Below are 19552 nucleotides of genomic sequence, written 5' to 3'. Positions count from 1 at the left end.
ACTCTATTAGGAGGCTTAGGTGAATGACATTTTGGCAGTTTGCATTTAAAAACGTAACACGGAACGCCAGAGCTTATTTTGCCTATTTTGTAAGCAGTGCGTTTTCCATTGCAATTTTTTTCTCATTTGCAGTTTATTTATTTCATCCGAAATTGCATACGACAGACGTGAATTATGCTCTAAGCATATTAATGACCATTTCAGAAGTTGTCATTGTGTTCTTTTCATTTTTCTTTTTACTCTATTCGATTGGTACTTTCTTAAAAGTACGAAAAAAACAGTTCGGGATTTTAACCGTACTTGGCATATCTCAAAAGCAGTTAAAAAGGCTCGTATTTATAGAAATTATGTTAATCGGTGTTCTTTCCATATTTTTCGGCATTCAACTTGGACTTGTTTTTTCACAGTTCTTTTTATTAGTTACAGCCAAGATTACACATGTACCTGGTTTATATTTATATTGGCCAACTGGAGCCATTGTTTTAACTACGATAATTTTTCTTGGGCTCTTTATTCTCGTATCATCTTTCACACCGATGCTCATCCGTACGAGAAAAGCTGTACGACTTTTAAAAGAAGGAAAACAACATAAAGAAAAAAAAGCATCCGTACTTATTTCCCTATTTGGCGCGATATGCTTACTATCTGGATATGCGTTAGCAGCAAATCCACTATATTTCATGTCGCTAGGTGACATAATTGGAATTTTGTACGCCGTCTCTAGTATATTTGTCATTCCATCACTCATTACAGCTGGAACATACTTTTTCTTTTCACAAATTAGCTTCTTGCTCATTCGCATATTAAAGACAAGAAGAAAATTTTATATGAAACGCATCAATATGCTTTGGATTTCTGATTTAGCAACAAGAATTCGAACAAATATTAATATGCTCTTTATTGTAGCGATGCTATCAACGCTCGCTTTTACGATGATTACATTCTTATATGGATTCGGGAAATTTACAAAGTTTGAGGAAATTAGGCAAAACCCTTTCCCGTTTACGTATTTATCTCATACTGAAAATACGTTAGCTGATCAGCATTTAAACTGGTTAGAGCAAAAATTTAATGAAGAGCACTTTACTTATACAAAATTTAAAACGGATATATATGAAGTATCTTCAGCAGAAGAGAACCCACAGTCCTATTATGCCATTAAACAAAGCGACTATAATATACTTGCTAAGGCGTTAAACTGGGAACATCTCAACGTGAAGAATAACGAATCTTATATCCTTATTAAAGACATAGATGATCAATTCATTGGAACAATTTATGATAAAGAAAAGAAAAATACTCTTACGCTTTCTCAAAACTCTTTACAGCTACAAGTGAAAGAATATAAAAGCTTTAACCCTTTCCCAAATAATTTAATATCACACTTACTCGTACTATCTGATGAAAATGTAGAAGCATTATCAACTATTTCGAAACAAATGAGTGTATATAGCTTCAAAGTTCTAGATTGGGAAAAAGCATATAATATTGGCTCAGCGTTTATAACAAAAATCAATAACGACAATGCAGCGATTCAAGCAGAACACCCGCCGTTTCATGCAAGTGAAGCGAGCAACTCACTATACGAAACGAAACTAAATGTATCTTCCTTTTTCTTAATCGGAACTTTCCTTGGCGTCATTTTCTTTATCGGTGCTGGTAGTGTTCTTTACTTCCGCATGTATACAGATTTAACAAATGAGCAAGAAAAATATATAACGGTTACGAAAATTGGCTTAACAGAAGATGAGATGAAACAATCTGCTACCATTCAACTTGCTATCTTATTCTTTGTTCCTTACATTATGGCATCGATTCATACGATGTTTGCGACAAAGATGTTGCAAGAAATATTGAATCTTTCATTATTCGCTGAGATTACGGTTGTACTTGTAATCTTTGGAACAGTTGAAATTCTATTTTTCCTTTTAATTCGTTCCTTTTATATGCAAAAATTATCACAACACATTAAGTTTTAAGAAATAGAAAGGTGATTACTATGGAAGAAGTATTACATATCAAAAACGTCTCAAAAGTGTATGAGGGGAAAGTCCCTCATACCGCTTTAAAAAATATAAATTTACACGTAGATAAAGGTGAATTCGTTGCGATCATGGGGCCGTCTGGAAGTGGTAAATCTACATTTTTAAACGTTATTTCCACAATCGATTCACCTACTTCTGGAGAGGTCGTAATTAACGGAAAACAACCACATACATTCCGTAGAGAAAAATTAGCGATTTTTCGTCGCCAAGAATTAGGATTTGTTTTCCAAAACTTTAACTTACTCGATACGTTAACAATCGGTGAAAATATCGTATTGCCTTTAACGTTAGATAATGTTCCTTTAAAAGAAATGGATCAAAAACTCGATAATATCTCAAAAAAGCTAGGAATTGATCACATTTTAAATAAGCGTATTTTTGAAGTGTCAGGTGGACAAGCACAGCGTACTGCTGTAGCACGTGCCGTTATTCATCACCCTTCTCTCTTACTCGCTGATGAACCGACAGGAAACTTGGACTCCAAAGCAGCTATAGATGTAATGGAGCTCTTTACGAAGCTAAACAAAGAAGAAGATGCAACGATTTTAATGGTTACGCACGATCCATTTGCAGCAAGTTATTGTAACCGTGTTATTTTCATTAAAGATGGCGAGCTTTACAATGAGCTACACCGCGGATTGTACCGCGAGAAATTTTATCAAGAAATATTAGATGTTCTGGCATTACTAGGAGGAAGACGTGGATGACATTTTGGCAATTTGCATTTAAAAATGTCTCGCGTAATTCAAAAGCATATTTCGCCTACTTTGTAAGTAGTGCGTTTTCTATTATGGTTTTCTTTTCATTTACTGTATACGCGTATCATCCGCGGTTACAAATTATGAATCAATTGCATGAACAAGATCCGCTCATGGACTTAGCTGGCATGGCACAATTTGTTATCGTTTTGTTCTCGTTCTTCTTTCTCTTATATTCTATCGGGACATTTTTAAATGTACGAAAACAACAATTTGGCGTTTTAACTGTTCTCGGTATATCTCAAAAACAATTAAAACGGCTTTTGTTTACTGAAAATATGATCATTGGAATGCTCGCTATCTTTGCAGGTATTCAAGGTGGCCTTGTGTTTTCTAACTTTTTCTTACTCGTTACCTCCAAATTAACAAATGCAAAAGGCCTCTATTTATATTGGCCAACACAAGCAATTATCGTTACAACAGTAATTTTTATTATTTTATTTTTCATCGTTTCTACATTTACACCGATGTTCATTCGTACTCGTAAAACAACTCGATTAATTAAAAATAATAAAAATGAAAAAAACGAAAAAAGGCCGTCTATACTCATTTCATTGTTTGCCTTAATTTGTTTAGGGCTATGCTATTATATCGCCGGTTACCCACAAGGCTACGTAACAGAAAAAAATGCACAAAACGGCTCTGTATACCTTATTATTTTATCTATTTTACCGCTCGTAATAGTCGGAACATATTTATTCTTTTCACAAACATTTCTCCTCTTTATCTTTATCTTAAAAAAGCGAAGAAAGTTTTATATGAAACAAATAAACATGTTATGGATTTCAGATTTAGCTAGCCGTACGCGTAGTAATATTAATGTGCTCTTTATCGTTTCTATGTTGTCAGCACTTGCATTTACAATTATTATTGGATTGTTTGCTGCTAATAATAATACGAAAGCATCGATATTAGAACGATATCCTTTCCCCTTCACATATATATCTAAAGATGGAAATTCATTTGAACAAAAGCACATTGCTACAATTGAAACGGAGCTTACAAATGCTAATTTTCAATACAATAAGCATAAGGTTACAGTGTTAAAAGATACAGCTTTAAAAGAAGACATTACTCTTATGAAAATGAGTGACTATAACACACTTGCGAAACAATTAAAGAGACCGGAAATAACCCTTGATTCTACACAAGTTTATATTATTTCTCGGTACTCGCCAGAACTCTTAAATCTTGTATCAAATCCATTTGCAAAACAAAATACAATTACACTCGGATCAAATAAAAAAGAATTTCATATTAAAGGATTTATTAATGAAGGGATCGAACCATCCTTTCTTTTCCCACATATAATTGTTGTACAAGATTATGTATTTGATAATATGATTCCTCATATTGAAACGACCATAGTTTATAACTACTTCGTTGAGAATTGGGAAGATGCAATTGTTCCGACGAAAAATACGTTAAAACATATTTGGAATGATACGGATAGCTTCCGTGAGGCATATAAAAATACAGACCTCCCATTTGCTATTTATACAGCTGCTGATGATCTAAACTACAGTAAAGGAAATTCAATTGCTTCTTTCTTTATTTGGGCATTTCTCGGCTTTATTTTCTTTATCGGTGCAGCTAGTGTTTTATACTTCCGTATGTATAACGACTTAACGACTGAAAAACAAAAGTACATTACGATTACAAAACTCGGCTTAACAGAATCAGAAATGTTTCGTTCTGCAACGATTCAATTAGGAATTTTATTTTTCATTCCTTATATCGTTGCTGGTATTCATACAATATTTGCGATTCAGTTCTTACAAAGCATGTTTTCTTTCTCTTTATTAAAAGAATTAGTGATTATACTTACTTTGTTCGGGATTATCGAGATTATTTTCTTCTTCTTAATCCGTTCTCTGTACATCAATAAATTATCACAGCATATTAGAACATGAATAAAATGGCCTTGTGCAATACGCACAAGGCCATTTTCAATAGTTTTTAATAATTAGCAGCAGAATCCACCATAGCCGCCGCCATATCCACCGTAGCCACCATAACCGCCGTAACCACAACCACCGCCACCGCCGAAGCAGCTAGCACCGATAATGATTAATAAAATAAACAATACGATTAGAAGCGCAAAACCGCCTCCATGTCTGCGGTGACAATCATCATGTCTGTGTTCACACTTTTCGCTCATTACTCTATTCCTCCTTTAGTATCATTCACAACAAGTTCACCTTGCTCTAAATGAGGGGATTCCATTTATAGTATGTTTTCAGGGCGAATAGGAAGCTTGGCTTTCTAAAAAACGGGCTTGTTTTGGGAAATGGGCTTCATTAAAAAAATGCTTGTTAAAAATTAAAATGGGCATCTTGAAGAGTTTCCAGTAAATATCAGGACAACCTATACGCAGGAGGGATGTTCTTGAGATTTCGGATTTTATTATTTATAATCTTAATCAGTTTTCATTTACCAACGATGGGCACCGCAGAGACCCCACCACTCACGGCTGCATTTATCCGTGACCATCAGCTATGGATAAAAAAAGGGAATCAAGAAATACAGATCACAAAAAATCAATATGTGTATTCTCCGAAATGGTCGTATGATGGTAGGTTTATTGGTTATATTGATAGTGATGAAAAGGGGAACAAAACAGACTTATTCATTTATGATACCAAGGAGAAAATAAGCTATCAGCCTTATGTCAGAGTCGTAACATCTGACTTTAAGTGGTCACCGAACAAAAATCAATTGGCCTACACTGATCAAGGTTTATTAAAAGTTACCAAAACAAAGAATGGGCGCCCGCAAGGTTTTGAAAATGTATCACTTGGCGTTAGTGATTTCGAATGGTTCCCGAACGGGAAGGAATTTATCATTTCCTCACAATCCTGCTTGCGTCCTACTGGATGGGGCCCAATCCCACTTTATAGAATTCCAGTAGATGCAAATCTTACTACAGATAAAATAAAGCCTTTTTATACGATTCAAACAAATGAAACTGATTTATTTGCGATTAATGCTAACTATTTTAAGTGGAGTTCTGATGGAAAGTGGATTAGCTTTTTAGCCACCCCTACTGCTTCCTTGGCAATGGATAGCAATACGTTATGCTTTATCTCATCAAAAGGAGAACACTTTCAAGCACTTGGTAAAATGCTTGAGTTCAAAGACTGGATGAAGTGGGCTCCATCGGCCAATCAACTGGCCTATATTTCAGGAGAAGGAAGATTTTTTGTAGAAAACAAAAAAAACACGGTTGCGGACATGCTAACATCAAAGCACCAAAAGGAATACACACCTGTAGGTTATGTAGACCTTGATTTGGAATGGTTCTCACCAGACAAAGTGATTGTGGCTCGTGCAAAAGAGAACAAAGAGTGGAAGGAAGGGCCTGTTCCACCGATGTTCACAACGCTTTATACTATCAATATAAAAACTGAAGAGCAAAAACAAATCTCGTTCCCAAAAAAGAATGAACTTGATGAAGATCCTCAAATTATTGGATCTTATCTTACTTGGTTTCGCAAAAAGATAAATGCATATAAAGGTGATATCTGGATGAAAGATGGTTTAAATGGTCAAGAGTATATATGGCTTAAAAATGTTGATGAAGCTCCAATCTTTTTCACTCTGAATGAAAGCCGTTGAGAATGTGTTAATTAACATCTTCTTCATATGAAGATTGCTTTTTCTATTATTAAGAATTGTGCCTATTGCTCTATTTTGATTCTCCCTCTATAGGGCGCTATTATGGGAGAATCAGAATTCTCTATTCCTGAACCGTCACAATAACCCCGTCCATATTATTCCCCGAAATTTCATACTGCTTATTCGCTGGCACATTCACTTTCATATTCCCAGAAACTTTATAATAAGAAACCGTATATTTCTTTCCTTCCACATCAGTTGAAATTTCTTTTTTCTCTTTTAGGAAGTCTAAATATTCCTCTAGTGTAATTTTCTTTTTTTGCATAATCGCGCTATGTGGCAAGCCGACATAACGAATGTGCCATGGCTCATATTGAATGCCCGTAATATCACTTTTATTTTTCGGATAACGTAAAACAAATCCGTGCTTCCATACATTCTCTTCCACCCATTTTCCTTCAGGAGCTTTCTCCATTTTCTTTTGCGTTGATCCAACGTCCAGTGATAATCCTAAATTATGCTCACTGTATCCTGCTGGGAGTGCATAATCGGATCCCATTTTTTCATATAGCTGTCTTTGCTCTTGGAAATCTCGATAACCACTACTAATCAAAAAATGATTAACACTTTCTTTTCCTGCCGCATCTATAACGTTCAAAAACTTTTTCACAATATCCTTTGATAATCGAAGGTTTCTATCCAATACAACATATCCTCTTACTAATTCACTATTTTGAGCTACATTTATAATATCCGACCTTATACTATCTTTCTTAACCGGGTAATCTTTATTAACTAATAATAGATTTCCTTTATAAACTTGTTCTTCGGTAATCTCTATATTTTCAGTATTCGTCGATTTTACCTTATTATCTTTTTCTGCAATTTCAACATCGATCGCCTTTTGAAATAATGGTGATATATAAAAGCCTACACAGACTGTACATAATAAAAAAAGAGAAATAAATACCCACTTTTTCATTTCTAGTTCCTCCTTAACGTAACTTACGTATAGAATAGAAAAAACTATTAAAATAAAAAGTGGGGTAAAGTTTAAATTTTTATTAAATTGCTTCGCTCTCTTCTTTTGGCAATCTCACTTCAAATATCGTTCTAATCACATTACTTTCAGCAGAAATCTTCCCATCATGCTGCTCAACAATATTTTTCGCAATAAATAGCCCAAGGCCTGTACCACCTTGCTGCTCTGATCTTGCCTTATCACCTGTATAAAACATATCAAAAAGATACGGTAAATCTTCTTCTGGAATGCTATCTCCGTAATTAATAATTTGTACGACTACCTCTTCACCCTCAATATATCCGTTCACATCAACAAACTTTCCATCATACCCGTAGCGAATCGCATTCGTTAAAAGATTTTCAAATACCCTCGCTAATAATTTCCCGTCACCGTTAATAGGTAAATATGGTGCAATATTCAATCTCGCTTCTAAATCCTTTTTTTCTAATAACGGATATAATTCTTCATCTAACTGGATAAGCAATTCACCTATATCAATTGGTCTTTTTTCAAGCTGCAACATCCCATAATTCATTCTCGTAATTTCAAATAATTCATCAATCAAACTTTCCAGTCTTTCGGATTTCGTAAAAGCAATTGTGGAAAAATGTTTAATTTGCTCCTTCGTCAAATTCTCATCTTTAAGAATCAAATCTAAATAACCTAAAACGGATGTTAACGGCGTTCTTAAATCGTGAGCTAAGTTAACAATGAGCTGATCCTTACTATTTTCCGCAAAATCTCCTCGTTCAACTGCTTCTTTTAATTTCTCACTCGCTACATTAATTTCGCGAGCGATATATCCAAACTCATCATTGGATGAAACACGAACTTGATTTGTAAAATCACCGTTTGCAAGATGATGAATCCCACTAGAAATCTCATCAAAATATTTTAAATACGGTCTAGTAAGGAAGAAGAAAAACATAATGGATAGAGGGATAAATATAATTAAAAAGAAATTAATATCCCCAATTTGCCTTACCATTGAACGAAATTGAGCTAAAGGATCCTCATAACGAACTGCTAATTTATAATAGAGCCGTAATCCCTCATACATCAAATACGTTACACCACCAGCAAATATCATACTTAACGCAAATAGCATAACCATCTTCGAACGAAAGCTTCTCATCTTTTTAGCCATTGAAAGTATACCCTACTCCCCACACTGTTTTTATTAACTTATGCTTTCTTTTATCTTCCCCAAGCTTCTTCCGCAACGTACGAATGTGTACCATCACTGTATTCCCACCTTCGTAATAATCATCCGCCCATACGTGCTGAAAGATATTTTCCACACTGTACACCTTCTTCGGATGACTCGCTAATAAATATAAAATATCAAACTCTTTTGGGGTTAATTCAATTTGCTCACCATACACATCTACCGTTCGGCGCTCAGGATCAATAGCAACTCCGCCAATTTCCAAAGCAGATTTACTCTCTTCTACTTTCGGCTGATTTAACGTAAGAAATCTACGTAGTTGTGCATTTACACGTGCAACTAATTCAATCGGTGTGAAAGGCTTCGTCATATAATCATCCGCACCTAGTACAAGACCTGTCACCTTATCAAAGTCAGAAGTTTTCGCGCTTAAGAAAATGATCGGCATATGATATTTGGTGCGAATCTGTTTCGTCACTTCGTATCCATCCATTTTTGGCATCATAATATCTAACACGACTAAGTCGATTGGCTGTGACTGAATAACGCGAATCGCCTCTTCTCCATCAGCCGCTTTCACAACATAATACCCTTCTTTTTCTAAATGTATCTCAATTAAATCAGCAATTTCTGCCTCATCGTCAGCTATCAAAATTGAAATGCGCTTCATTTTACTCCCCCTTTTTCTCATTCCATTTTCATACGCTCGATTGTAAACTAGTCTATCCCATTTGTACAATACAAAAAGGTTACTCATGAGAGTAACCTTAGTAAATAAAATTATATCGACGCAAAATCGAATATATCGAACACAACTTGAATTATATCGACGTTCCGACAAGGAATATCGACTTATCGACACAAAGTGACAAACTTATCTCTCAAACACAATCCGCTGCTTTGTGATTTCCGCCAGTCTTCCGCGGTCGATTTCATACTCACTATCAATGCTTTGTGGCACAATCACTTTCCCGCCTTCAAGCGTCACTTCCGGCGAAATAATATCCTTCTTCCAATGCCTACTAGAAGCTGATATATCTCCTGGAATCGTAAAGTTTGGTAATGAAGCAAGAGCAACGTTTTGTGCTCGTGAAATCCCCATTTCCACCATACCGCCGCACCAAACTGGTATGTTATGCTCCATACAATAATTATGGATTTGAACCGACTCGGTTAATCCGCCTACTCGCCCTGGTTTAATATTCACAATCTGGCAACTACCAAGTGTAATCGCAACGCGCGCATCTTCTAAACTATGGATACTTTCGTCTAAACAAATCGGCGTTTCAATTTTCTTTTGCAACTGTGCATGATCAAGAAAATCGTAATCCGCTAGTGGTTGTTCAATCATCATTAATTGAAATTCATCTAACCGTTTTAATTTCTCTACATCAGCTAGCGTATACGCTGAATTCGCATCAGCCATTAGCGGGATATGTGGAAACTCTTTTCGAATCTCTTTCAATAACTCGTAGTCATGCTCTGGCTTTATTTTCACTTTAAAACGCTCGTATCCTTCTTCCGCGTACTTTTCGATTTGTTTTAACATAACCGGAATCGTATTGATTCCGATCACCACACCGACTTCAATTTCAGACTTCGTTCCGCCAAGTAATGTCGCAAGCGAACTCTTTTGACGCTTCGCATATAAATCCCAAACAGCTCCTTCAATTCCGGCCTTTGCCATTCGGTTTCTTTTTATATGCTGGAATAAAGACGGTACCTCAGTTGGATGAGAAATTTCAGCCTTTAATAAATCAGGTAATAAAAAATCTTGTAGTACATGCAGCGCTGTCTTCACCGTCTCTTCCGTATACCACGGTTCAGAAAACGCGACGACTTCACCAACTCCAATGTACCCATCCCTATCTTCTAATTCAATGACAATACTCTCACGCTTTTCGTAAGTCCCGTAGCTTGCAGCAAACGGGATTACAAGTGGCATTTCCGTTATATAAAGTGTCGCTTTTTTTATCTCCACTTACATCTCCTCCAGTAATTGTCTTAACTCTCGTCTTAACAATTTTTTCGAAGCATTTCGTGGTAATTCCTCTAAGAAACACACTTTCTTCGGCACTTTATATTTCGCTAATTTCTCCTCGCAAAAATAAATAATTTCTTCTTCTGTTACCTCTCCATTTTTTACAACAAAAGCAGCTGGTACTTGTCCCCAACTTTCGTCCTTCATACCGACAACACCAGCTTCCGCTACCGCCGGATGAGACAACAACACTTCTTCAATTTGAGCTGGGTATATATTTTCCCCACCAGAAATAATTAAATCACTGCGGCGATCTAACACGTATAAAAATCCTTCTTCGTCTAAATAACCGAGGTCACCAGTATGAAGCCAACCGTTTTGAATCGTCTCACGCGTCGCATCCTCACGGTTAAAATAGCCACCTGTTACGTTCGGCCCTTTTACTACAATTTCGCCTTCCATATGAGACGGCACTACTACGCCGTCTTTTTCAATACGAAGTTGGCACTGAAATAGTGGCTTTCCAGCTGATCCTACTTTCGTTAACATGTAATCTGCTGATAACGTACAAATTTGCGAAGATGTTTCTGTCATACCATACGTTTGATACACAGGAATTCCTTTTTCCACACACGTTTCTAATAACGGTTTCGGCGCTGGTCCTCCGCCAAGTAACATGCATCGTAAAGAAGATGGATATGTTTCATCTCCAAGCCTTTTTAATAAATCTGTTAGCATTTTAGAAACGACAGAAATGATCGTAACGCCCCTCGTTTGAAGTGCTTTATGAATAAAATCAGTATCATATTTCGGAACGAGTAAAATGCGCATTCCATACATAATATTTTTCAGTAGAAGAGATAGCCCGCCAACATGGAACATCGGCATACAAGCTAACCAACAATCATCTTCACGAAGTCCTAAATTAAGCGAAGAACCGACCGCGCTTGCCCAATGATTTCCATACGTTAAAATAACGCCTTTCGGTTTTCCTGTCGTCCCAGACGTATAAATAATTGTCATCGCTTCTTCTAAAGAAAATTCTTCTTGTATAGATGCTTCTATCTTTGGTCCATTCATTACTTCAGCAAATGAATATACGGGAACATCCTTAGCATCAAAATCTTGATCCGTCACTAAACAAACAACTTCAGCATCATTCATTTGCCAAAGTAGCTCTTCTCTTGAAAGACGCGTATTTAAAAGCACAGCTACTGCCCCTACGTAAGATAGGGCGTGAATCACTGTAATCATCTCCATACCATTTTTCATCAGAACAGCCACCTTTTGCCCACGCTTCACTCCTACATGTGAAAGGTGTTCACAAACAGATACTACTTTTTCATGTAGCTGCATAAAAGTAACTTTCTCTTCCTCTATTTCAATTGCAGTGCGATCTGGTGTTAAAAATGCACGCTGCATTAACCAATTCGGCATCGTCTCCATCATCCATTCTCCTTTCATGAAAGAAAGAGACTTGATATGACATCAAGTCTCTTAGTTGTTTTGTTTCCGGTTTTGATCTTTTGGATGCGTCTCACTTTGTGGGCGAGCCGCTTCCGCTTTTGATCACGGGAAACGAGGGAATTGACCGAAGTCCGGAGTGCGTTTTTCTTTGAACGCGTCGCGGCCTTCTTTTGCTTCGTCAGTTGTGTAGTACAATAACGTTGCGTCTCCAGCTAGTTGTTGAATACCAGCTAAACCGTCTGTGTCTGCGTTGAATGCAGCTTTTAAGAAACGAAGTGCCATTGGGCTGTTTGCTAAAATTTCTTGTGCCCATTGTACTGTTTCTGCTTCAAGTTCTTCTAATGGTACTACTGTGTTTACTAAGCCCATATCAAGTGCTTCTTGAGCATTGTATTGACGGCATAGGTACCAAATTTCGCGAGCTTTCTTGTGGCCTACCATACGAGCTAAGTAACCAGCTCCGTATCCACCGTCAAAGCTTCCTACTTTAGGACCTGTTTGTCCGAATACAGCGTTGTCTGCAGCGATTGTTAAGTCACATACGATATGAAGTACGTGTCCTCCACCGATTGCATAACCTGCTACCATTGCGATAACTGGTTTAGGAATTGCGCGAATTAGACGTTGTAAATCTAATACGTTTAGACGTGGGATTTGGTCCTCACCTACATATCCACCATGACCGCGAACTTTTTGGTCGCCGCCAGAACAGAATGCACGTCCACCTTCACCTGTTAAAATGATAACGCCAACATTTGCATCATCACGAGCGTGTGCAAATGCATTGATTAACTCCATTACCGTTTTTGGACGGAATGCGTTATGTACTTCAGGGCGGTTAATCGAAATCTTTGCGATACCATTGTATGTTGAATAAATAATATCTTCGTAATTGCCTTCTGTTACCCATTCAATAGCCATTACTATTACCTCCTTGTATATTTCTGATCTCCTCTATAAGTGTAACTTCCTTCTTAGATGAAAAAAGCATCACTGCATAGTTTTTAGAAATCCCTTTACTATTGTATCAAACTTTTCCGGTTGTTCCACATGAATTGCATGGCCAGCACCATCAATTTTGACAAATTTCGCGTGAGGGACGCATTTTTCAATGTTTTTTAATATGCGAAAGAACTTTTCATCGTATTCCCCGTTCATTAAAAGAACAGGCATATTAAACTGTTCTAGCTTATACCACCAGGAAGGCTGTGCCCCTGTTCCCATGCCGCGCAAGCTATTTGCAAGCCCTTTTGGATTGTTAGCAAGTCGTTCTTTTCGCACCGTCTCTTGCACGTTTTGTGCTAAACGTTTTTGCGTTTCGAACAGCGGAATGTTTTCCCACATAGAAACAAAACATTCAATGCCTTCTCGCTCAATTTTATCGGCAAGTCGCTCATCTTTTTCACGGCGTTCTTTTCTATCCTCTTCATTTTCGAGACCAGCTGTACAATTTTCTAATAAAAGAGAATGTACATACTTTGGATATAAGCATGCCATCGTAATCGCCAGTCTACCTCCCATGGAATAGCCAAGTATATGCGCTTTTTCAATATGAAGGTAATCTAATAGTTCTTTCATGTGCAGCGCCGCATTCTGGATATCATAATGCGTAACATCTTCAGGACTTTCCGTTTTCCCGTGTCCAACAAGATCCACTACAATAACTTGAAACTGCTCACTCCATGAAGAGATAAAAGAACGCCACGTTTCCATGCTTCCCGTAAAACCATGAAGAAGTAGAAGTGGTTCTCCGCTTCCAACTACTTCATATTCATACGATACACCTTGCAGCGTTACTTTCATTTTGACTCACCTTGCAAAGATGTAGTAATCACGTTCATCGTTTTTGCCCATAATGTACGGTGTAATGTTAAGTTTTCATCACGGTTCGTACAAATTTCCACAACGTGTAAACCGTCTGTCTTCGTTCCTTTTTGTACCTCTTCTCGGAACTGCTCCCAACCATTTACGCGGCTAAATGAACCGCCGTACATTTTGACAACATGCTCATAATCAAGTCCAATCGGTGTTCCAAATAATGATTCGAAATGTTCCTTTTTCTCATACTGTGGTAAGAATGAGAAAATACCGCCGCCGTCATTATTTACAACGACAATTGTTATGTTTAATTCATGCAATTTCGCTGCTAACAGTCCATTTAAATCATGATAAAATGATAAATCACCAATGACTAATACGAGCGGATTACAAATAACGCTCGCTCCTAAAGCAGTCGAAACGATTCCATCAATACCATTTACACCGCGATTTGCCATCACTTGAATATTTTTATCCGATGTGAAGAAGAATGAATCTGTATCGCGAATCGGCATACTATTACTCGCAAATAATGTTGCCCCTTCTGGTAGTACGCGTACAATATCCGTAATGACTTTTCCTTCAAATGCAGTATCATATGTTTCCATCTCACGAAGCGTTTCCTTCGTTTTTTCGTTTATATGTTGCCACATTCCGAACCAATCATTCTTTTTCATAGCTGGTATTTTCTCTATTAATGCCCTGCAAAATTCAATGTCACCAGCCTGCACTACTTCTGTCGCAACAAGAGCTGGATCTCTCCATTGCCCTGATTCATCGACAACGATATGAATAGCTTTCGTTTGTTTTTTTATGAACTGCGTTAATGCTTTAGAAACAGGCATTCCGCCAAAGCGAATTAAAACATTCGGCTTCCACGTTTTTTTTAACAGTTCATTTCGTAAAAATGTATCGTAACAATCGATCACCATCGTTTTATCGTGGTGTCCGCTACGAATATTAGAAAGTGGATCTGCTAATATTGGATATCCAGTTTTTTCAGCGAGTTCTATCGCCGATGCTGCGAGTTCCGGATGACTATCATCTCCACAAATAATAAGCCCCTTTTCCATATGTGAAAGGCGCCCTACAAGAGAATCTACATATTCACTCGGCATCGTCACGTTCCCTTGCTGAACTACTCCTGTATATTCACCACGCCCTTTATCCCATAAACTTTCTAGTGAGAAATCCGGGATAAGCGGCTCGCGAACTGGAAAATTGAGATGGACAGGTCCTTGCGGCGCTAAACACGCACTTGCTATCGTACGCTGCGTCGTCATACGAGCGTAATGATACATCGCTTCACTTGCTTCTGGAAGTGCCATCTCTGTAAATTGCTTCACAAAAGTGCCGTATAAATTAAATTGATTCATCGCTTGTGGTGCACCCACATCTCTTAATTCATGCGGTCTATCTGCTGTTAAAACGACAAGTGGCACCCGTGAATGAAAAGCTTCACATACAGCTGGATAATAGTTTGCTGCTGCCGTTCCTGACGTACACAATAATGCAACAGGACGATTTTTTGCTTTTGCAATGCCAAGCGCAAAAAATCCTGCTGATCTTTCATCTACATGTAAATATGTGTTCATTCCTTCATGTTGTTCCATTAGTAAAGCAAGCGGCGTTGACCGTGAGCCTGGACTAATGACAACATCACATACATTTAGACGCGTCAGTTCATCCACGAACGCGCCTAAATAATATGATAATGCTTCTATATGATTGTTCATTTCATTAATTCCTCCAAAGCACCAAGCATCGGTCTAAACTTCAAACTTGTTTCTTCATATTCAAGTTGTGGTACTGAATCAATTACAATTCCACAACCGGCAAATAAGGATGCTTTCTCGCCATTTAATAATCCGCAGCGAAGTGCAACCGCAAATTCACCATTTCCTTCATCATCTATAAAGCCAATCGGCGCACCGTACAATCCTCGGTCTAACAATTCCACATCACGAATCAATTTTATTGCTTCCAAACGAGGTGTCCCGCCAAGAGCTGGTGTTGGATGCAGTTCTTCTACCATCGTTAAAAGACTCGCATCACCTTTTGCTTCTACGGGCGTATATAAATGAATTAAGTTTTTCGTTGTTAATAGACCCGGACTTTCCGGAATATTAACGGATTCGCAGTGCTCATTTAATACCGATCGGATCATGTTAACAACATAACCGTGTTCAGCTAAATTCTTTTCATCATGAAGAAGCTTATTACCATTTTGTTTACTTTCTTCTATAGAGTGACCATGACCAATTGAACCAGCAAGGCACATCGACGTAAACTTCTCATTTTCCTTACGAATTAATCGTTCTGGCGTCGCTCCTAAGAAGCATGCTCCTTTATAATCAAAAGAAAATACGTAACAATCCGGTTGCCCAATGCGAAGCGCTTCTAAGACAAGAGCAGAATCAATACGGTGATCCATCTCTACTTTTAACTCCCTCGCTAATACAACCTTCTGCACGTTCCCCTGCTTCATCTCACCTTGCACTTTCTCAATGGCCTTCATCCAGCCTTTCGGATCAACTTCCACTTTAGAAGTAACTGTTAATTTCGATCCTTCTAGCGCACATTTACTCTCTGTTAAAATCTTTTCTTCTAAAGAAATCATTTCCTTATAAAGAGTGTCTGCACAATCTGTTGCTGAAACAAATGTATTCATCGTTAACCATGCTTTTTCATTTTTTACAGTTAATAAAAATGCTGGTAGTGAAAACGTCGTATTTTTAAATTCTTTCCATAAGTCCGTTTTCTCTTTTTCTGGATCAAATGAAAATCCACCAAATAAAAGAGGACCCGTTCCAAATTCATATTCATCCCTTTGCACAAATGCGTTCTTTTTTACTTTCTCCCACTCATCACGAGCAGTTTGAAAGCGCTTATGAGAAGAATTTGCTATAGTGAAAACAGAACCAATCCCTGCAAATATTACATGCTGAGCTGGGTCTGCAAAATAACATCTATTTTCGAATGAAGTCCTTTTTCCTGCTGCATAAAACAGAAGTGGATCCACCCAGTCTATTTGTTTTACAAAACTAACTAATGTTTTTTTATTAGTTGCACGCTTAATGGCTGCAATCAGAACTTCTTGCAAGCCTTTTTGTTTCGTTTGAATCACAATTGTCTCCCCCCTATGGGCGAAAAATAGTCATAATTACGCTTGATTTTAAGATACACCTCAAACGAAAGGCCTGTCAACGTTTAGCATTTATGAGAAATTCACCTTCTCTTCCTAGAAAATAAAAGTTGACACTAAATGATGCTTTTTCTACACTTAATTGTGTACAATATGTGACCTAAGGAGGATTCAACATGGAAATGAACGTCAAAACGAATTCCTCTCCTACGGCGCCAAAGCCAAGTAAACAAACAGGCTGGCGCATCTGGTGGAGTTTACTACGTCCCCATACATTAACAGCCGCTTTCGTTCCTGTTTTCATCGGAACAGCCTATGCGATGCAGGTCGGAGGTATAAATCAAATACATCTTCCTCTTTTCCTTATGATGCTTCTTGCTTGTCTTCTCATTCAAGCAGCAACAAACATGTTCAATGAATACTTTGATTATAAAAGAGGACTCGATCACGAAGGTTCAGTTGGTATCGGCGGCGCTATCGTTCGCGATGGTATTCAGCCAAAAACGGTACTGAACTTAGCATTCGGATTTTTAGGCATCGCAACGCTATTAGGTGTTTATATTTGTATGAACTCTAGCTGGTGGCTTGCCGCAATCGGTCTTATTTGTATGGCCGTTGCTTACCTTTACACAGGTGGCCCAATTCCAATTGCTTATACACCATTTGGAGAACTTACAGCAGGATTATTTATGGGTGTCATTATTATTGGTATTTCATTCTTTATTCAAACAGGATCAGTAACATCAGAAGTGATTTTATTATCTATCCCAAGCTCCATTTTAATTGGTGCAATTTTACTATCTAACAATATTCGTGATTTAGATGGTGATAAAGAAAATGGTCGTAAAACATTGGCGATTCTCGTTGGACGCGAAAGAGCAGTTGGTGTACTTGCTTCTATGTTCATCGTTTCCTACATTTGGACAGTTGCTTTAATTATCGTGAACATCGTATCTCCATGGATGCTTATCGTATTCTTAAGCGTACCGAAAGCATTTAAAGCGACGAAAGGCTTTATCGGCAAAAGCATTCCAATGGAAATGGTCCCTGCTATGATCGCAACAGCAAAAACAAATACAATTTTCGGTCTCCTAATGGGAATCGGATTATTGCTTGGATACTTCCTATAGAAAGGAGCTGCTTACGCAGCCCCTTTTTTCATATACAGACTTTCGAGCCAAAATTCACCTCATAATTCCCACCTCCAACGTTCATACTATGTAAAGAAACTGAATTGTAGGAAGGTGGACGACTATGTTAACTCCACAACAAATAAATCAATTTAAATCTATTTTAGAAAAACAACAGCAAGAAGTTGAACAAACACTACAAACTCATGAGAATACAGACCGTGCTTCTGAACGTGATTCAGTGGGAGAATTATCCGCTTATGACAACCATCCAGGTGATATGGCTACAGAATTGTACGAACGTGAGAAAGATTTCGGGCTCATTGAATTTTGGCATAAACAACTAGAAGATACGAAACATGCCCTGCAAAAAATAGAAGCAGGTACGTATGGCGTTTGCGAAGTATCTGGTGAAGAAATTCCGCTCGAAAGATTAGAAGCAATGCCCACTGCTACAACGTGTATTCAGCACACTACAAATAAATTAAATATGGCGACGCGCCCAGTTGAAGAAGAAGTATTGGCTCCTTCTTTCCACAAGCATGATGAAGATCATTCTGTGGAGTATGATGCAGAAGATGCTTGGCAAGATGTCGCAAATTACGGAACGTCCGAAACACCGTCTGATTTAGAAAGACAAGATTCAAAAAACTATAATGGCATGTACGTAAATAGTGAGGAAAACGTAGGCTACGTAGAGGATTTTGAAAACTTTATCGGTACGGATATGTATGGGAAAAATCCGCAAGTTTTCGCTACAGAAGAACATGAAGAATATGAACAAATGCTTGATGACTTTGAAGAACGCACCTTTAAAGGCGAATTATCTTCAAATGAGTCCAGTTCCAAAGAATAAAAAAAGCATTCCGAAATTCGGAATGCTTTTTTTTCGCTAGCTAATTAGTTTTTTGTAACGTTAGCTGCTTGTGGTCCGCGGTTGCCTTCAACGATTTCGAAAGAAACTTCTTGACCTTCTTCTAAAGTTTTGAAGCCTTCGCCTTGGATAGCTGAGAAATGTACGAATACGTCTTCTCCGCCTTCAACTTCGATGAAGCCAAAACCTTTTTCGCCGTTAAACCATTTAACTTTACCTGTTTGCATGTCATGTACCTCCTAAATAAAAATGAAACTATGAATCCACATGAAAAGGTGGATATAAAGGACATGAATGTATAACAAGCTTACAGCCTTTAATACAACGTGCTTTATTTCCGTACCACATTATGTAGCTCAATAGTGACTCCACTATATCACGCTATATCCAAAACGTCAAATGAGAACACTTTCATCCCATCGTTTTTTATAACCCTACTATAACCATAAATTCCTATTCTATTTTTATTCAAAAATTAACAAAACTACAGTATTCTAATTCCTTTAATTTCTGTACAATATAAT

At 37.6% G+C, this 19552-nt stretch carries 17 protein-coding genes; 6 read left to right on the top strand and 11 right to left on the bottom strand.

Annotated features, from left to right (window positions below):
- Positions 1 to 23 precede the first annotated feature (23 nt).
- The 3 genes from MR065_RS02360 to MR065_RS02350 are packed head-to-tail and all read left to right on the top strand — an operon-like array spanning position 24 to position 4716.
- Positions 24 to 1979 carry an FtsX-like permease family protein gene (locus tag MR065_RS02360; protein WP_242212333.1) on the top strand — a complete coding sequence of 652 codons (1956 nt, stop codon included), beginning with the start codon at positions 24 to 26 and terminating at the stop codon, positions 1977 to 1979.
- A gap of 20 nt (positions 1980 to 1999) precedes the next feature.
- On the top strand, positions 2000 to 2752 hold the full coding sequence (locus MR065_RS02355) for an ABC transporter ATP-binding protein (protein ID WP_000393258.1): 753 nt from the start codon (positions 2000 to 2002) through the stop codon (positions 2750 to 2752).
- Positions 2749 to 4716: an FtsX-like permease family protein gene (locus MR065_RS02350; RefSeq protein ID WP_242212332.1), complete on the top strand. Its 1968-nt coding sequence runs from the start codon at positions 2749 to 2751 to the stop codon at positions 4714 to 4716. The genes MR065_RS02355 and MR065_RS02350 overlap by 4 nt, the downstream gene beginning before the upstream one ends.
- Before the next feature lie 53 nt (positions 4717 to 4769).
- On the opposite strand, the gene MR065_RS27660 is transcribed toward MR065_RS02350, so the two are convergent.
- On the bottom strand, positions 4770 to 4964 hold the full coding sequence (locus MR065_RS27660; RefSeq protein WP_396022356.1) for a YjcZ family sporulation protein: 195 nt from the start codon (positions 4962 to 4964) through the stop codon (positions 4770 to 4772).
- A 227-nt stretch (positions 4965 to 5191) separates the two neighbouring features.
- Between MR065_RS27660 and MR065_RS02335 the strand changes: the two genes are divergently transcribed.
- Positions 5192 to 6421, top strand: a complete 1230-nt coding sequence (locus MR065_RS02335; RefSeq protein WP_242212331.1) for a TolB family protein — start codon at positions 5192 to 5194, stop codon at positions 6419 to 6421.
- A 121-nt stretch (positions 6422 to 6542) separates the two neighbouring features.
- Here the strand turns inward: MR065_RS02335 and MR065_RS02330 are convergent, their stop codons facing one another.
- The 9 genes from MR065_RS02330 to MR065_RS02290 form a co-directional block, all read right to left on the bottom strand.
- On the bottom strand, positions 6543 to 7403 hold the full coding sequence (locus MR065_RS02330; protein WP_242212330.1) for a M15 family metallopeptidase: 861 nt from the start codon (positions 7401 to 7403) through the stop codon (positions 6543 to 6545).
- An 82-nt stretch (positions 7404 to 7485) separates the two neighbouring features.
- Positions 7486 to 8592, bottom strand: coding sequence for a HAMP domain-containing sensor histidine kinase (locus tag MR065_RS02325; protein WP_242212329.1), 1107 nt, complete (start codon positions 8590 to 8592; stop codon positions 7486 to 7488).
- On the bottom strand, positions 8585 to 9283 hold the full coding sequence (locus MR065_RS02320; RefSeq protein ID WP_242212328.1) for a response regulator transcription factor: 699 nt from the start codon (positions 9281 to 9283) through the stop codon (positions 8585 to 8587). Before MR065_RS02320 ends, MR065_RS02325 begins: the two co-directional genes overlap by 8 nt.
- 204 nt (positions 9284 to 9487) lie before the next feature.
- On the bottom strand, positions 9488 to 10594 hold the full coding sequence (gene menC, locus MR065_RS02315) for an o-succinylbenzoate synthase (RefSeq protein WP_242212327.1): 1107 nt from the start codon (positions 10592 to 10594) through the stop codon (positions 9488 to 9490).
- Entirely contained in the window at positions 10595 to 12040 is a 1446-nt protein-coding gene (locus tag MR065_RS02310) for an o-succinylbenzoate--CoA ligase (protein ID WP_242212326.1), read from the bottom strand.
- Positions 12041 to 12163: 123 nt separating this feature from the next.
- Entirely contained in the window at positions 12164 to 12982 is an 819-nt protein-coding gene (menB, locus tag MR065_RS02305) for a 1,4-dihydroxy-2-naphthoyl-CoA synthase (protein WP_098269457.1), read from the bottom strand.
- A gap of 69 nt (positions 12983 to 13051) precedes the next feature.
- Complete coding sequence (menH, locus tag MR065_RS02300; RefSeq protein WP_242212325.1) at positions 13052 to 13864, bottom strand: 2-succinyl-6-hydroxy-2,4-cyclohexadiene-1-carboxylate synthase; 813 nt, start codon at positions 13862 to 13864, stop codon at positions 13052 to 13054.
- Positions 13861 to 15615 (bottom strand): 2-succinyl-5-enolpyruvyl-6-hydroxy-3-cyclohexene-1-carboxylic-acid synthase, encoded by a 1755-nt coding sequence (menD, locus tag MR065_RS02295; RefSeq protein WP_242212324.1) that lies wholly within the window; start codon positions 15613 to 15615, stop codon positions 13861 to 13863. The genes menH and menD overlap by 4 nt, the downstream gene beginning before the upstream one ends.
- On the bottom strand, positions 15612 to 17006 hold the full coding sequence (locus tag MR065_RS02290) for an isochorismate synthase (protein WP_242212323.1): 1395 nt from the start codon (positions 17004 to 17006) through the stop codon (positions 15612 to 15614). Before MR065_RS02290 ends, menD begins: the two co-directional genes overlap by 4 nt.
- 194 nt (positions 17007 to 17200) lie before the next feature.
- On the opposite strand from MR065_RS02290, the gene MR065_RS02285 reads away from it, so the two are divergent.
- On the top strand, positions 17201 to 18154 hold the full coding sequence (locus tag MR065_RS02285) for a 1,4-dihydroxy-2-naphthoate polyprenyltransferase (RefSeq protein WP_242212322.1): 954 nt from the start codon (positions 17201 to 17203) through the stop codon (positions 18152 to 18154).
- Positions 18155 to 18278: 124 nt separating this feature from the next.
- Positions 18279 to 19010 (top strand): yteA family sporulation protein, encoded by a 732-nt coding sequence (locus tag MR065_RS02280; RefSeq protein WP_242212321.1) that lies wholly within the window; start codon positions 18279 to 18281, stop codon positions 19008 to 19010.
- A 44-nt stretch (positions 19011 to 19054) separates the two neighbouring features.
- Here the strand turns inward: MR065_RS02280 and cspD are convergent, their stop codons facing one another.
- On the bottom strand, positions 19055 to 19255 hold the full coding sequence (gene cspD / locus MR065_RS02275; RefSeq protein ID WP_001193053.1) for a cold-shock protein CspD: 201 nt from the start codon (positions 19253 to 19255) through the stop codon (positions 19055 to 19057).
- Positions 19256 to 19552 lie beyond the last annotated feature (297 nt).

This window comes from Bacillus cereus group sp. BfR-BA-01383, assembly GCF_022663495.1.
Lineage (GTDB): Bacteria > Bacillota > Bacilli > Bacillales > Bacillaceae_G > Bacillus_A > Bacillus_A cereus_AU.
The sequence above is the reverse complement of the archived record's forward strand: the minus strand, read 5'-3'. Positions and strand labels throughout refer to the sequence as shown.